Annotated in this window: 15 protein-coding genes; all 15 read right to left on the reverse strand. The window is 50.3% G+C overall.

Annotation, left to right across the window (positions count from 1 at the left end; translation table 11 throughout):
- Positions 1-590: 590 nt before the first annotated feature.
- The gene (locus LMG33818_RS01460; RefSeq protein WP_442321577.1) at positions 591-2846 is read right to left on the reverse strand and encodes an ATP-dependent helicase; all 2256 of its coding nucleotides are present in this window, start codon (positions 2844-2846) and stop codon (positions 591-593) included.
- 6 nt (positions 2847-2852) lie between these two features.
- Positions 2853-3668 (reverse strand): TatD family hydrolase, encoded by an 816-nt coding sequence (locus LMG33818_RS01465; RefSeq protein ID WP_442321578.1) that lies wholly within the window; start codon positions 3666-3668, stop codon positions 2853-2855.
- Between the two features lie 58 nt (positions 3669-3726).
- On the reverse strand, positions 3727-4737 hold the full coding sequence (locus LMG33818_RS01470) for a DNA polymerase III subunit delta' (protein ID WP_442321579.1): 1011 nt from the start codon (positions 4735-4737) through the stop codon (positions 3727-3729).
- Positions 4738-4867: 130 nt separating this feature from the next.
- Positions 4868-5524, reverse strand: a complete 657-nt coding sequence (gene tmk, locus LMG33818_RS01475) for a dTMP kinase (RefSeq protein ID WP_442321580.1) — start codon at positions 5522-5524, stop codon at positions 4868-4870.
- Positions 5525-5527: 3 nt separating this feature from the next.
- Positions 5528-7333 (reverse strand): endolytic transglycosylase MltG, encoded by a 1806-nt coding sequence (gene mltG, locus LMG33818_RS01480; RefSeq protein ID WP_442321581.1) that lies wholly within the window; start codon positions 7331-7333, stop codon positions 5528-5530.
- Between the two features lie 168 nt (positions 7334-7501).
- Positions 7502-8344 (reverse strand): aminodeoxychorismate lyase, encoded by an 843-nt coding sequence (pabC, locus tag LMG33818_RS01485; protein WP_442321582.1) that lies wholly within the window; start codon positions 8342-8344, stop codon positions 7502-7504.
- A 12-nt stretch (positions 8345-8356) separates the two neighbouring features.
- Complete coding sequence (fabF, locus tag LMG33818_RS01490; RefSeq protein ID WP_442321583.1) at positions 8357-9589, reverse strand: beta-ketoacyl-ACP synthase II; 1233 nt, start codon at positions 9587-9589, stop codon at positions 8357-8359.
- Between the two features lie 899 nt (positions 9590-10488).
- On the reverse strand, positions 10489-10722 hold the full coding sequence (acpP, locus tag LMG33818_RS01495) for an acyl carrier protein (RefSeq protein WP_442321584.1): 234 nt from the start codon (positions 10720-10722) through the stop codon (positions 10489-10491).
- An 84-nt stretch (positions 10723-10806) separates the two neighbouring features.
- On the reverse strand, positions 10807-11550 hold the full coding sequence (gene fabG / locus LMG33818_RS01500) for a 3-oxoacyl-ACP reductase FabG (protein ID WP_442321585.1): 744 nt from the start codon (positions 11548-11550) through the stop codon (positions 10807-10809).
- Positions 11540-12514 (reverse strand): ACP S-malonyltransferase, encoded by a 975-nt coding sequence (gene fabD / locus LMG33818_RS01505; RefSeq protein WP_442321586.1) that lies wholly within the window; start codon positions 12512-12514, stop codon positions 11540-11542. The genes fabG and fabD overlap by 11 nt, the downstream gene beginning before the upstream one ends.
- Before the next feature lie 21 nt (positions 12515-12535).
- Positions 12536-12694 carry a hypothetical protein gene (locus LMG33818_RS01510; RefSeq protein ID WP_442321587.1) on the reverse strand — a complete coding sequence of 53 codons (159 nt, stop codon included), beginning with the start codon at positions 12692-12694 and terminating at the stop codon, positions 12536-12538.
- Between the two features lie 416 nt (positions 12695-13110).
- The gene (rpmF, locus tag LMG33818_RS01515; protein WP_442321588.1) at positions 13111-13287 is read right to left on the reverse strand and encodes a 50S ribosomal protein L32; all 177 of its coding nucleotides are present in this window, start codon (positions 13285-13287) and stop codon (positions 13111-13113) included.
- A 44-nt stretch (positions 13288-13331) separates the two neighbouring features.
- Complete coding sequence (locus LMG33818_RS01520) at positions 13332-13853, reverse strand: YceD family protein (RefSeq protein ID WP_442321589.1); 522 nt, start codon at positions 13851-13853, stop codon at positions 13332-13334.
- Between the two features lie 771 nt (positions 13854-14624).
- Positions 14625-15299, reverse strand: a complete 675-nt coding sequence (locus LMG33818_RS01525) for an HAD-IA family hydrolase (RefSeq protein WP_442321590.1) — start codon at positions 15297-15299, stop codon at positions 14625-14627.
- Positions 15300-15442: 143 nt separating this feature from the next.
- Positions 15443-16435, reverse strand: a complete 993-nt coding sequence (locus LMG33818_RS01530) for an RluA family pseudouridine synthase (protein WP_442321591.1) — start codon at positions 16433-16435, stop codon at positions 15443-15445.
- Positions 16436-16445 lie beyond the last annotated feature (10 nt).

Here is a 16445-nt window from a genome sequence, read left to right on the forward strand (position 1 = left end):
ATTTTACCATCACCACAGCATTCGCAAGGCGATAGCTATCGCTAGTGAAAGCCCTTTTTCATTACTGCTATACCCTAACAGGTAATGCTTCCTCTGGTAACAACCTTTTGTATATAAAGCCTTTTGCAACTGCATTACGCGTTGGATTGACGGCGTGTAAGCTCACTTCTCCGTGAGATTTATACCCTAGCGTGGTTTCATATCCCGCCATGCACAAGACCCGAATCGGGCATAAAGTGCATAACGCCGGCGAGCCACCAGGCAATGTGCATCAAACGCAAGTACCTACCCAACCTGCCTTAGAATAGCATGGTCAGCTTTGTTTCTGCCGCCTCTCCATATTGCTGATGCCAACCCATGGGCGAGGCTACTAAAGTTCTAACCAATATACTAAACCCTATATACCAGGTCACAAAAGCCGTGAGGTTGGAAGCATGACGATAAAAGCACAACGTTAAGCGTAAAAGCCCATGTGGCTTAATATCTCGACAGCACGTGACACCATTGGTTCAATAGAAAGCGTACCAAAAGGCCGGATAAAGCCTGATTGGGCCTTCAAAGGATGCTTTTATCCACTCGATAACAGGCGACTAACCTGCAGCCAATTGGATCGGCGCGCGGTTTGCCATCAACCGACGTTTACCTGCACGATCAAAACGCACTTCAAGAATGCGCCTTTCCCCCTCACCTTCAATTCGTTCAATTTCACCCGTACCAAAATTGGCATGCTCGATACGATCCCCTTCGACCCATTCATCGGGCGCCACCTGTTTACGTGACACCGGCAACGTGACACCAAAATGGCGGCAATAACGCTCAACCAGCTCAGGTTTGGCAACGTATAGAGGCTCAATGTTGATCGGGTTATCAGATTCAGCGCATTCAGCACCATCCAACAAGGCACCAATGTGTGCACACAAGGCCCACTCACTCTCGGCAAGGAACCGACTGGACTTTCGTTCACCTTCATCACTAAAGAGGACCAATTGTTCTTTGGCACGGGTTATTGCGACGTAATAGAGGCGACGCTCCGCTTCAAGGCTAACGGGTGTTAGCGGCATTTCACGACTGTAGAGAGGAAAATCCTCTTCGTTCAAGCCCCATACTGCAACCAATGGCCATTCCAACCCCTTGGCACCGTGCACAGTGGAAATCACCACACCGTCCTCAGACGATTCAACCGGATTGGATAATAGTGCAATAAACGAGCGAGTATCACGTGCTGCCAACCGTGCCTGTTCGAGCAGAACGTCCAGTAAGCGCACATCCTCTTCCCCCTTTTCACGGCGGGAAGCTGCACGGCGCAGCAGCTTCTGCGCATCCAGCCGCTCAATTATTTTTTCCAGCAATACAACAGTAGGTCGACCGCGAAGAGACGGTAATTCTTCAATCAGCGCCCAGCGTTTCTTCAATGTTGATCGTTGATAAGGCTTAAGCCCAGCCAAAAGTGAAGAATCCTGCGCAGGCCACTGGCGGTTTTCTGCAAGTGACTCGCATAACCGCACCAAACGTTCACGTGCCACAAATGCCGTCGGCTGTGTAAACAGCATCAGCAAATGTTCAGGTTGATGTAACAGACCAGGATCTTCAACAATTTCCAGAAAACCGGCGAGCGAGCGTACTAGCGGTAAACGAAAGACGAAACGGTCATCCCGAGATAACTGAAAAGGAATCCCTGCACGCATCAATGTCAGTTGTACGGGCACACTTAATGCCCAACTTCGGATCAACACCGCAGTATCGGACAACAGTCGACCACTGGCCTGCCATTCCAATAGAAGCGTTTCCAACTGCCCTGCACCCTGGGCAATACCAATGCCGGTTGTCGCTGCCTGAGGGGCTGCCAACGTAATCTGATCGGGCCGTTGCTGGTTGGCCTCAATGGCATGGTTAGCCATAAGCGCAAGTGCATGGCCATGCCGGAAGGTACAGGAAAGCGGATAATCCGTCGGTTGACCAAAATAGGCATTGAAGCGGCTCATCATGGCGTCCACGCGCGCACCGCGCCATTCGTAGATGCACTGATTGGCATCTCCGACAGCCATCACTTGCCCAAGAGGCGCGATTAATATACTGATCAGCCTAATCTGGGCTTCATTGATATCCTGATATTCATCAATAATGACATGATCCAGAAAACCGCTTAGTCGTTGCTTCAGTTCAGGAAAACGCGCAATGGTTTTCAACGGTACATGCAAGAGATCAGAATAGGTCATCACCCCCTGATCCTTCAGAAGTTGCTCGTGACGATGATAGGCCGCCACAAAGTAGCGTTTATCAGGTCCAAACTCATCTTCTTCGACCATGATATCCGGTGCCGTGAGTTCCCCCTTGACACGGTCGCAAAAGGAGGTAAAGACCTCTAGCGCCTCACTATCCAGGGCTTCTTCCCCAATATCAGGCCATTCAGGTCGAATATCGATAATGGCCTGGCGTGCAAGGCGTTCCCTTTGCCAGTCCGCGTTCAGTAGCTGGCGCTCGGGAATATACCCCCACCGCACTAACGAATTGCACAGGCGCATTCCGAGGGAATGAAAGGTGCGTACCGGTGGTAGGCCAGCTTCGTCAAAACGTATGGACGATCCGGTTGAGCGAGTCACTTCACGCGCCTTTGCAGACAGACGCTCCGCAAACTCGTCACGTGCAGAACGGTTGAACATAAGCACCAGCAAGCGTGCAGGCGGTGAGCCTTTGGCAAGTAATGCCAGAACACGAGCGATCATGGTGGAGGTTTTCCCTGCACCCGCCACCGCTGAAACACGCGCATGCCCTACCTCGTGAGCAACAACGGCACGTTGCTCAGGCGTTAAATGGGAAAACGTCTGTTCATCCAGTTCGAGGGACATACCAGCTCAGCGAATACTTGAAAACAACCGATAGAAGTTGGCCGTGGTTTGCAACTGTACCTCGCCAGCGCTAATGCCTCTGACATCCGCGATGGTCTCTGCCACCTTACCGACATAACCGGGAAAGTTGGCTTTTCCACGATAGGGAACGGGAGCCAACCACGGGCTATCAGTTTCGATCAACAAACGATCGAGGGGAATTTGCCGAGCCAGCTCGCGCACATTTTTAGCATTTTTAAAGGTGACGATACCTGACATCGAAATGTAGAAACCAAGCCGAATGGCTTCGCGGGCAAAATCCAGCTCATCGGTGAAGCAATGCAGAACGCCACCCACTTCAGGACGACTATATCGTTTGATCGCTTCGAGCGTGGCCTTCCGAGCTCCTCGGGTATGCACACTGACAGGGAGTCCCGTTTCAGACGAAGCCTTAAGAAAATTTTCAAAACGCTGCTGCTGAACATTCACGGCAACCGAGGGCTTTTCATCCAGAAAATCCAGGCCGATCTCACCGATAGCGACAGGATCATAACGCTCTATCACCTCTAGGATTTCATTCAGGTCAGGCTCATACGGCAATGCCTTGAGCGGATGATTACCTGCAGCCACTTCGACAATATCGTACCTACGCGCCATGTCTACCAGCGTGGGAAGGTCATCCAACTGAGTGGCCATGGCAAGGATTCTGCCAACCCCTTGAGCCTTTGCTGATTCGATGACCGAGGCGAGCCCTCCTTCTACACCGCTCATGTCCAAATGATCCAGATGGCAGTGAGAATCAACAAAATGTGTCATGGTCGTGGCGGATAGCATCTCGGACATGAAAAACTCTTGGTAAAAATAATTCGGAAAAGCAGGTGCTCAAGTACGAGCACATGATTCAGGAACGTAATAACGCAGACCACCGAATCAACCAGGATTCGAGCACCAACTGAGGATTGGGATTACCGCCCTGCTGCAACAGTCGACGTTGTTCCTGTGCGTAATCCAGCAGGCGAAACCAGTCACGCACACGCCCATTCTTCACTGCCTGCTGGTAGAGCGGCAACATATCGGTATTGCGTAAATTGCTGGTGTCACCCGAAAGGCCCATGCGGATGAGATCCTCCAACCAGGCAATGCCGTATTCCAGTATGGGACCAAGTTGCTGTCGATCCAACTGGGCCGCCTCGGATACTGGATCAGCCCCCCGAATCAAGGCATCGAAGAGCTCTGTCACCCGTTGGCGCAGTTTTTGTGTCTCCGCACTCCCCATCGCTACTGCTTCCAGCGGCATACCACCAGAAGCACGCCACCAAAAAGTAGCGCTCTCCGGGGAAGGAAAATAGTGGGAAAGCCACTGTTGGCACTGGTCATAATGCGGCGGCGTAAAGACAAACTTCTGACAACGACTCAATATCGTGGGCATGACACGTGATGCCATGTCTGACATCAATACAAACAGAGTACGCTGCCCCGGCTCTTCCAGCTGCTTCAACAGAGCATTCGCAGCCCCGATCGTCATGGATTCAGCGCCATCAATTTGAACGACACGATAGCCGCCCTGCTGAGCGGTTTCTGCCAAAAAGGCATTGATGTTGCGAACAGCATCGATCCGAATCAGCTTGCCTTGCTCCACAGGCGCGATACGCAACCAGTCCGGATGGGAACCTGCCATCCGCATGGTACACCCGTGACACTGACCACACGCTACACTGCCCGAAGGCGCCAGCTGAGGTGATTCACACAATAACCGAGCTGCAATCAGCTCGGCGAAATGTGCCTTGCCGAGCCCTCTTGGCCCTGCCAATAAAAGCGCATGCGGCAGACGATCCGTCTTGATTCGTTCATCAATGCGATGCCAGTCAGCCACTTGCCAGGGTAAAGGGGCGGCAGCCTGAGTCGTGTTCATCCTCAAATAATTGCTCCAGTCATGCCAATACCTATTTGTCTGCCCGCCAATTCAGTAGTGATCGAAAGAGTGATCATAGTGGTGATCGAATTACACACCCTCTTGTCATCCCTGTTTTACACCATTGGCATTAGGGGCCTACCGACACCAGAAATTTATCCAGTATCGCTGCCATTTGCTGTTGGACCGCCGGCAAAGGCCGGGACGCATCAATCACTTTAAACCGATTGGGCTCCGCCCGTGCACGTTCAAGATAACCTTCACGCACTGCACGGAAGAAATCACTGGGCTCGTCTTCGAAGCGGTCTAGTGCCTGCCCCCTTGCCATAACACGTTGACGGGCTTCATCAACCGGCATATCCAGCAGTATCGTCAAGTCTGGACGCAGCTGACCAAGCACAAGCGTTTCCAATTGTTGGATAGCGGAAAGACTCATGCCGCGTGCTACACCCTGGTAGGCATAGGTAGCATCAATAAAGCGATCACATACCACATACGCCCCCCGCTCAAGTGCGGGCAGAATAGTGTTTGCCAAATGCTGTGCACGTGCCGCAAAAACCAGTAGAAGCTCAGCCGTATCATCCAGCGACTCCTCTTCGGTAGGCGCCAGCAACAACTCGCGAATTTTTTCAGCCAGCTGGCTTCCGCCCGGCTCACGAGTTCTTACTACTTCATAACCGCGTTGCTTCAGGGCTTCCACCAAAAAACCGACATTGGTACTTTTGCCGACGCCCTCTCCACCTTCCAGTGTAATCAAACGGCCGCGCGGTTGAATATCAGCGCTCATGATTTATTCCTTATGGCCGTGACGATGGTAATGCGTTTCCCTGCCTGCCTCTTTTTGAAGCACGTGATGAGCAGCCAAAATGGCGACGCGTGACACATCATCAGTGGCTTTAGCCGCTTTTGCTTCAGTATTGTCGTCATCCTTGTTCGCTTTCACGTCCACGTACTGCGAGTCAGCATCTGCGTCCTCTTTGGCACTACCAGTCGTATCAGCGCCCGCAACAAGCTGAGCGGCCTTGATATCAACAGAGGCATTTTTTTCAGCACCTGACGACGAAACTGACGGTTCTGTATGTAGATCGGAGGAAGAATCGTCAGTGGTTTTTTCATCGTTGGATGTGCCTACACCGGCCTCTGTATTCTGCTTTTCATCAAACACCGCCATTGCGTGACATACGGCACCGCTTTGCAGAGCGAATGGGCTTGCCTGATGTTTATCTGCAGGATGACTATCTGAGTTGGATGACTCAGCACTGCCATTGGCACATTGGAAGAGTATATTCACCCCCTTGATCTGTGCAGCCGACAATGTGGTGTGACTCATTGGTTGAGATTCACCCTTATCAGAATGCAAGTCATTATTCGCCATATCAGCATCTGCCCCAGCCGAAGTTTTATCTGTCGCTTTATTATCGGCTGAATCATCAGACTCTTTAGCATTAACAGACGTATTTTTACTACCTTGATCGTTATTACCCTGATCTTCAGTAGACGACTGACCTGTCTGCACAGCGCCATCATCTGCCAACAAATGGCTACCCAATGCAATGACAGAATCATCAATTTCAGTCCCCAGGCCTTGATCAACCGACGCGTGGGCATTGAGGATATAACGTTTTACAGCTGCATCATGTTCCTGGAGCGTCGCTGAAAACTGATGGTAACCATTGCCTTTGGCGACAAAATACAAAGCGTCTCCATCTTCCGGATGAACTGCCGCTTCCAGGGATGCATATCCCGGCAAGGCGATCGGCGTAGGCGTTAGCCCACTGATCCGATATGTGTTGTAAGGTGTCTTTTGCAGCAAGTCAGCACGGGTCAGCTGATTACCACTGGTCAAATGCAGCCCATAAACAACAGACGGGTCGGTTTGAAGACGCATGCCTTTCTCGAGACGGCGAACAAAAACGCCCGCTATTTTAGCCCGTTCCGATGCACGAGCCGCTTCTTCTTCAACCAGTGACGCCATAATCAAGGCCTGATACGGACTGTCGTAGGGAAGATCAGGGGCACGATTGTTCCAGACTTCATTCAGAGTGCGGCTCATCAGGTTGTAGGCTTGCCGATATAACTGGATATCCGTCGTCCCTTTTGTATAACGATAGGTCGCCGGAAAGAAGCGTCCTTCCGGTTGTTCATTGGGATGACCAATCCTGGTCATCAATGCTTGATCATCCAGCCCTGCGGTTTCTATCCTGAGCTTGGGAGCCTGGTCGAAGAGTTCTCGCATCTCGGCGAAATTACGCCCTTCAGGCACGGTGATGGTATATGTCACTACATCATTGCTGGAGAGTTTCCGCAACATCTGGAGCAACGTCATATTGGGCTCAAGACGGAATTCACCTGCCTTTAAACCTGTCAATGCACGTCTATTGACAATTTCCAGCAATTGAAGCGGCCACTGCTGGCGGATCACACCTTCGGATTTTAAACGCAGCAAGGTTGCCCTGATACCATCCCCCTCATGCACCTCATAGATTTGAGGAGATTTCAGTGCGATGGGTGAGTTCAGTTCATGACGCCAGTATGCTGTTCCACCGCCCACAATCAGAACGATGATAACAATCAGGCCAAATAACCATTTCAACATGTCAAAAACTACCTTACCAACGTCCTACTTGAGAAAAGGGATAATATCGTACCTGACAATATAATCGGTACGTGATCGCCCCTCTAAAAAGGGATTACCATAAAATCGTGTAACACTATACGCGTATTTTAACGGGTATGACTGCTGTTTTCAGTCAAACAGCATGCATCACTTTTCATACCCCAAAAGCCGATGTGCGTCCCTCTGAAGCGAATGATGCAGGAAGTTGGGCGGTGCAATCCACAACGGTTCACAATGCTCATCATCAATCGTATGTACAGGCCAAACGCCCTGTACTGAATTCAGTAAACAAAAAGCCTCAGCCCGCACTATTTCCGGCAATATCAAACTTGATTCAGTCAATACCTTCGCCTCAATCAACGCTGCGCGTAATGTTCCTGCCACGCCGCATGATGCAAGTGATGGAGTGAACCAATTTCCCTTTTCATACCAGCACACATTCATGGCCGTGGCTTCGATCAATTCCCCATTGAAATCGGCCAACACACCTTCCACATATTCACTGCCGGGGTAGCGAGCTGCATTGGCCTGCATGAGTTCCTGCCGCGCCAATACGTTTTCGAGCCGATTCAGGTGTTTGATTCCCGCTAGCTGTGGCTGATGACCAAGGCGCAATCGGCTGATACGAACCCGGTTCACCTTATCCCAACGGGCTTCCTGCGGGACGAAGTCAAAATGATGTATCAATAGCCTCGGTCGTGGTTCGGTAGGAGGTGCATAGCCGCGCCCACCTGAGCCTCGCGTTACGATGAGCTTGACTACATTCAATGCATGGGGAGCATTATTCAGAGACGAAAAAGCCGCCTCAAGTGAAGTCAGGGAAGGACAGGGAAAACCCAATACTTCGCAACCTCGCTGAAGACGGCTCAAATGATACTGCCATAATGTCGGCACGCCACCCCGAACGAGAATAGTCTCGAATAGCCCATCGCCATAGGCCAATCCGCGATCATCCATGGGAACGGAAGTGTCAGTGCCGAAAAAGGTCACCGAATGGCTCGCTTATACGGGACCAAACACGAGAGAACCATTGGTACCACCAAAGCCAAACGAGTTGGACAAGGTGTATGTAATCTCCCGCTCACGTGCTTCATTGGGCACATAATCCAGATTACAGCCTTCATCAACATTATCGAGATTGATGGTGGGCGGTGCAATCTGATCACGCAACGCCAGGATAGAGAAGATCGCCTCAACAGCGCCTGCAGCACCCAGCAGATGACCAATCATCGACTTGGTCGAGCTCACGGATACCTGTTTGGCGGAATCGCCCATCACTCGCTCTACGGCTTCACTTTCGGCGCGGTCACCTGCTTTGGTGGAGGTACCATGCGCATTGATATAGTGCAGGTCTGCCACATCGATGCCCGCATCATTGATGGCATTTTTCATTGCCATTTCGGCACCCTTACCATTAGGCGCGGTGATGTGGTGGGCATCATCACTCATACCGAAGCCTTTCACTTCAGCATAGATAGTTGCCCCACGCGCCTTGGCATGTTCGTACTCTTCCAGAACCAGAATTCCGGCACCATCAGAGAGAACGAAACCATCGCGATCACGATCCCAGGGGCGACTGGCCGCCTGTGGGTCATCATTACGGGTTGAAAGCGCACGGACAGCAGAGAAGCCCGCAATACCCAGCGGGCATGAGGACATTTCCGCGCCACCACACACCATTACATCTGCATCACCGTAAGCGATGGTACGTGCAGAATAACCGATGTTGTGCGTACCTGTAGTACAGGCAGTGGCAATCGCGATATTCGGACCGGTAAAGCCATAATTGATAGCCAGACTACCGGATACCATATTCACGATAGACCCCGGTACGAAGAAGGGGGATACGCGACGTGCTCCCCCCTTTAACAGGGCCGTATGGTTTTCAGAGATCATGGGGAGGCCACCAATACCAGAACCAATGGCAACACCAATACGATGTGCTGTTTCTTCGTTGATATCGAAACCGGAATCCTCAATCGCTTCCTTGGCGGCAGCAAGACCATACTGAATGAACAGGTCAACCTTGCGCGCTTCCTTGGGATTGAGGACGGACGAAGGGTCGAAGCCCTTGACTGCCCCGCAGAATCGAGTACTGAACTCCGCCGCATCAAAGTGCTCGATCATTCCGATGCCACTTTTACCTGCGACGATATTCGACCAGGTCTCTGACACACTGTTACCAACCGGTGTCAACATGCCCATCCCGGTGACCACGACTCTCCTTCGAGCCATCGAACTTCCTCCAAACTGTTTTCTTTTGATGCTAATGAGGCCGGACGCAAAACGTTAATAGGATGTCCGGCAATACATTGGATTTCCATCTCACTTCACAAAACGAAAAAGCCAATGAAACAGTAGCATTTCCAATCACATTCACTACAGCCATTCACTACAGCACAATGACAACCCCTGCGCAGGTTTACAAAATGCCAGATATCATTACAGCCAGTGTGAACTTAAAACCGATGAATAGGCCTGATGCCTTTCCTGCTTTATTTCCTTAACACCGTTTACTGTCACCGCCCAATGGAAAGTGCGTCCACAGAATATGTTCTGGACTGCCGTCCACTGACATCGACCGGCTTGGATCCAATTTTCGAGGTAATCAGTCGAAAGCCTTTTGGCGACGCAACACAGTGTAGCAGCGGGAGGCACGAGTGCCAGAAAAGCACTATTAATGCCCCACCTGTATCAAGATGCTAAAACGATGTGACTAATGGGAAGATATCATACCACAATGTACACCTACCCAGCGAAATATAGATTGAAGAATTATATCGGTAATTTGAGCGATCGGCGAAGGGAAATTTTTTTAAAATCAAGGAACTCTTGAGTAAGAAAGAATAAAAGTGGAACGCATAACGCATATGACGTCGCTAATATAATTCAACTAAAAAACAGCAGACAACAAAAAACCGCTCTCGGAGGAGCGGCTTTCCTAATCTGAGAGGCAGCGAGTATCTCTCTTCACTTTGAGGGAAGTAGATACATTAAATACCGCCTTTCAAATCACATGCTGATCAATAAAACACCATGACCATACAAGTGTTACAACGTCTCATATACTGATTCAGGTAAAAGCAGGTAAAGTCCTACGCCTGACTCATCCATTAGGAGACGCAGCAATCAACTTACTGATGGTTGCTGATGTAATCGATAGCTTCCTGAACAGTAGTGATTTTTTCAGCTTCTTCGTCAGGAATTTCAGTGTCAAATTCCTCTTCCAGGGCCATTACCAGCTCAACGGTATCGAGCGAGTCAGCACCCAGATCTTCAGTGAAAGAAGAGCTGTTCTGGATTTCTTCTTCTTTAACGTTCAGGCGCTCTGCTACGACTTTTTTGACGCGCTCTTCGATAGTACTCATGTTGTCTGTGCTCCTAGTGAAACGATTTCCGCCAAATAAAAAGTGACGGTAGTTTATAGTTCAAGTGCGAGTGACGCAACTACATCAGCGCATATTCATGCCGCCATTGACGTGAAGCGTTTCGCCAGTGATATAGGCTGCCGCATCACTGGCAAGGAAACCAACTGCAGCGGCAATCTCTTCCGGCTGTCCCAAACGGGCCAGAGGAATTTGGGCCAGGAGCGCTTCACGCTGCGCTTCAGGCAAAACGTCAGTCATGTCGCTCGCGATAAACCCTGGAGCAACACAGTTGACAGTAATATTTCGTGACGCTACCTCACGTGCGAGCGAGCGGCTGAATCCTTCCATGCCCGCCTTCGCAGCAGCATAGTTGGACTGACCGAAATTGCCCAGTGTGGCAACAACAGAACTGATATTAATGATACGACCGAAACGTGCTCGCGTCATGCCCTTCAAGCAGGCTTTCGACAAACGGTAAACGGATTTTAGATTGGTATCAATCACTTCATCCCACTGAGTTTCGCTCATGCGCATCAGTAGATTGTCACGTGTGATACCCGCATTATTGACCAACACCAAGGGTGCTGAATACTCTTTGGCAACAGTATCCAGAAGCGAATTGATGGCTTCTACATCATTCACTTCAAGAGGAAGGCCCTTGCCTTCGAGGCCATTTTCAGCAAAGTCGTCGGTAATACGCTGAGCGCCGGCTTCGCTTGTTGCCGTGCCTATCACAAAATAACCCTGTGTAGACAGCTGACGCGCGATGGCACGTCCGATTCCGCGGCTAGCACCGGTGACTAGTGCTACTTTTTTGTCATTCGACATCTGTCGTCTCGCTTACGCTGTTCTCTTCGTTCACCCGCTCCAGTGCAGCAGCAAGGGAATCGGGATCATTTACCGCCAAACCAATAATCTGACGATCAATTCGTTTATCCAGGTTGGTCAGTACTTTGCCCGGCCCGCACTCTACAAAGAGAGTAGCGCCTGTGGCAACAATATTCTTCACGCAATCAGACCAACGAACAGGACGATACAGCTGTTCGACCAAACGCTCACGCAACACTTGAGGATCACTGTGCGCCTGGGCATCAACATTCTGAACGACAGGATAGCGTGGCGTTTTGATTTCAATATCCGCCAACGCTTCAGCAAGTTTCTTCGCGGCAGGCCGCATTAACTCACAATGAGAAGGCACTGAAACCGGCAAGGGCAATGCACGCTTGGCGCCCGCTTCACGACACAGCTCAATTGCGCGTGCAACGGCTTCACGTTCACCGGCAATAACCACCTGCCCGGGTGAATTATAATTGACGGCAGAAACCACTGCGCCTTGCGCCGCAGTATGACAGGCCGCCTCGACCTGCTCATCACTCAGGCCAAGAATAGCTGCCATTGCCCCCTCACCTTCGGGCACGGCATTCTGCATCACTTCAGCACGAAGTTTTACCAGACGCACACCATCCGCAAAACTGAGCGCACCCGCGCATACAAGGGCACTGTATTCCCCGAGACTATGACCCGCCATCACTTCAGGACGGACACCTTCCAGCTCCTGCCATACACGCCAGATTGCAACACTGGCCGTCAAAAGTGCCGGCTGAGTAACAATAGTGGCATTGAGTTCTTCAGCACTGCCTTCCTGAACCTTGGCCCACAAGTCGTAACCCACTGCTGCCGAGGCTTCATCAAAGGTACTGCGAACAACACTGTAACGTTCTGCCAGGTCACGCAACATACCGACATGCTGGGAACCTTGTCCCGGAAAGACAAATGCAAGCTTAGCAGCCATCTAAAGATACCTGTTTTTCTATCAATGTGGCGCCGCCAGCGGCAACCACCTGGCCAGTGACGCATGAAGCAGCTGACCATGGGGCGTTACCCGCGACATCGAGGCATAACGTGAAAACGCAATGCATCCTGCGGATAACCATGTACCTTGCCCAGCCATGACACATGTCAAAAATGACATTATGTGTCATAACCACTACACACCTTGAACATTCACGTAATCATCAAGGAGTGTGATTATTGGCTACGTGCGTACAGACCCCTGACCCTGGAACGAAGGATCAGCATAAGCAAACAAAGGGGGAAGCATACGCAAGGATAGATCAGCCAACAACTGAACCATATTCACCAGCCCCGAATAAATGTATTCGCAAAGCAATATACGAGACAATCGCGGCATGGGAAATAACAAGGGGCAAGAAATCTGTTGCATAACCCTGCCAAGCCGACCGATGGAGGCTCCAAAAGGATGCATCCACGGACTTGCATTCAGGCAGGGCTTGCTGATGATACCTGCAACACGGGAGGCTTTCAGTGCCCCACGTAAATCACATCTGAGTAGACAGAACATGACAATTGCAGGCCATCTGGTGACAATCAGGCGTCGACTTCAACGACCTGACGACCACGGTAAAAACCATCGGGAGACACATGGTGACGACGATGAGTGGTCCCGGTTTCCTTGTCCTGAGACAGAGTCGGGTTAGTCAGCGCATCATGAGCGCGACGCATATTGCGTTTGGAACGGGTTTTACGGTTCTGTTGAACAGCCATGTTGAATCTCCTACGAATAAAATTCGGAATTCACTTCCGAAACATCAGCTTTTTTTCGTCTTCAGCGCACCAAGCACACTGAAAGGGTTATGTCTTTCCGTCTCAGCTTCAGCGCCACTCTGCAATTGGTCACGCGAAACAGGGCATTCACCTTCTTCGTGATAAACCACTTGAGGCAGGCTTAATAGCAATTCATCTTCAATGACGGGTATCAGTGCCAAATGATCATTTTCCACTAGCACCGGTTCGTATTGCCGTGGCAGCTGGGCTGCCTGCTCATCACTGGATACCAGCCCCAGCAGAAATTCACTGTTGATCTCGATCGGCACAGGTTGAAGGCAACGTTGACACGGCATGTGTACACTCGCCTGCAAATCGCCTTCCATAAAACGAAGACGCTGTGGATCGGTACCGAATCTCAGACTTACACGACAACTACCCGCCAGCTCGCCCAGCATCTCTGTAACACGGGGCATGCTTCCAAAAGGAATATCACCTTCCAGATGCTCGGCAGATGCAGCAAGCCGATAGGGCTCAATGCTGTTTGGAATTCGTGTAGTGGACATAGGCGCGCAATGATAGAGATACTCAAGCCAACTGTCAAAAAATAATGTTTCTACATACAGGTCAATAAATCAAACAATCGGCCTTGATTATGCCGGTACCCCATGTAGCCTTGATATGAATATAGCCTTTAATTCCATCATGAAGCTCTTCTTTCCACATCAATCAATTCATTTTTATAGCCGCAGGCAGGAGACGATAAAAACAATTCAATGTACCACATCCAGACGGCTTAACTCATTGATTGCAAATGGCTCTAAAAGGCTAACCCACACTTGGGCCTTGTTTGTTACCACTGTGCTTGCGTGTTTGTATTTCTTCCTTACACATATCGATTATCAACGCGTCCTCGTGTATGTATTCAGTAAATATCATGATTAATACCGATAGCGTGCCCGATCAAATAAATGCTTGCCTTAATTATATCTTTAGATAACAACATCATTAATAGAACAATGAAACCAATACCATGGCATGTAGTGTCTATTATTTAAAAGCGCCTACTATAACTACCCAACAAGCGATGAACTACCCAACAAGCGATGAACCACCCAACAAGCGTGGGACTATCAAACAGGAAAGGTGTTTGAGGCAACATCTAGCACGTTTAATCAGGCACACCTATAAAACCGATAACCCGCTGACCTTTTCATCCATCCTGATTTGACGTCATTATAATGGATGTCTTTGGCTTAAGCAGGCTCATATACGTATTGGGCGAACGGATTCAGTATTCATCCCCTGGAAAACATGAACCAATACCGTTTTTCACATCAGTGCCGAAGCGCGAGGGCGTTATTCAAAAGCATGGTAACAAGCTCATCAAAATGTGACACCACCTGCTGTGCACCCTGTGATTTTAAACGCTCGGGAGGATGAACACCCCAATCGACGCCTAAAGACGCAGCTCCGGCTGCAACCCCCATGGCAATATCATATTCACTATCCCCTACCATAAACGTTTGTTCAGGTGTAAATGACAATTCCTGCATGAGTTGCTGAAGCATTAACGGTGATGGCTTTGATTCCGTTTTATCGGCTGTCCGATATGCTGAAAACAATGCCGCCACTTCAGGCACTTGCGAAAAAGCACGCCGTAACCCTTTTTCACTTTTACCGGTAGCCACGGCCAGTGTTACCCCAGCCTTACTTAGCCGATCGAGCCCAGACTTTACGCCTTCAAACAAGGGCGGAGCTGGCTGTTGCTCTTCAGCCGACACAAAATGATGAATATAAGCATCACGTAATGCATTGGCTTGTGATTCATCCAACTGAGGTGCCAATTGCTGAATGGCTTCAGGCAAGCCCAGGCCTACAATGTTACGTACAGCTTCGGGAGAAAACACAGGCATACCCAATTCAACCGCAGCACGTCGCATGGCCGTCACGATACGGGGCACGGAATTCATTAATGTGCCATCCCAATCAAATATCACCAACGGCTTCATTTAAGCTCCCTACGCTCAACGCAACAATGTGTTTGGACGACAACCCTGCAGCCTCGATATCAAGGCTAGATTTCAAGGCATAAGTGTGTCAGCAATTCAAACTTGGACAATCGGTATTTCAACAATGAGAATACACCGCCCCTTCAACGTGCTTTGCGCGCCTCGGCAAGAACAGCCTCCAAGGCCGGGTCCAGACGCGCCTTCAGATTAATTCGTCGGCCACTCTGCGGATCATCGAACGCCAGTGAATGTGCATGCAGGAAAAGCCGTTCGAGTGATAGCTTGTTGGAAAGCACCATCCCCTTGTGCGTACCATATTTAACATCATGCAATAGAGGATGCCCCACATGAGCAGCATGTACACGAATTTGGTGTGTTCTCCCGGTAATAGGTGAAGCCTCGATCAAAGTACACTGCTCGAAGGCCTCAATAACACGAAAGGTGGTCCGTGACCGTTTACCCTGCTGATCCACACGGACGCGCCGCTCACCATTGCCTCCCTCGTACCGTTGCAAAGGGGCTGACACCCACTCCCGCTGCTCGGGCCAGAATCCTTCAACAAGCGCCCAATAACGCTTGTCCATTTTCTTGTGTTTGATGGCGTCGCTCAGTTTCAGCAACCCCTCTCGGCTTTTGGCAATCAAAATAACGCCGGACGTGTCACGATCAAGCCGATGCACCAGCTCCAGAAAATCAAGATCCGTACGCACCTGTCGTAATGCCTCAATCAACCCGATTTTGACACCCGTCCCCCCATGCACGGCCAACCCCGCCGGTTTATTCAAAGCCATCCAATGCTCGGATTCGGCAATCACACTGCTCATCAAGAGGTTCGCAAGATTCTCGGAGACCTCTTGCACAGCCTCTTTGGGCGCCAGCCGCAACGGTGGTACACGAACGACATCACCTTCCGTCAAACGCGTATCAGCCTTGGCACGCGACTTGTTTACGCGTACCTCACCCCGGCGAATAATACGATATACCAATGATTTTGGAGCACCTTTCAACCGGCTCATCAGGAAATTATCCAATCGCTGGCCTTCCTGCCCAGAGGTCACTTCCAACCACTGTACCCCCTGCCCTTGAGGGGGCGGGTTACTATTCGATGTAGACGTCTCTTCAGTCTTATTGGACATTCATTATTTC

This window comes from Cernens ardua, assembly GCF_051251085.1.
Classification (GTDB): Bacteria; Pseudomonadota; Gammaproteobacteria; order Pseudomonadales; family Halomonadaceae; genus Cernens; species Cernens ardua.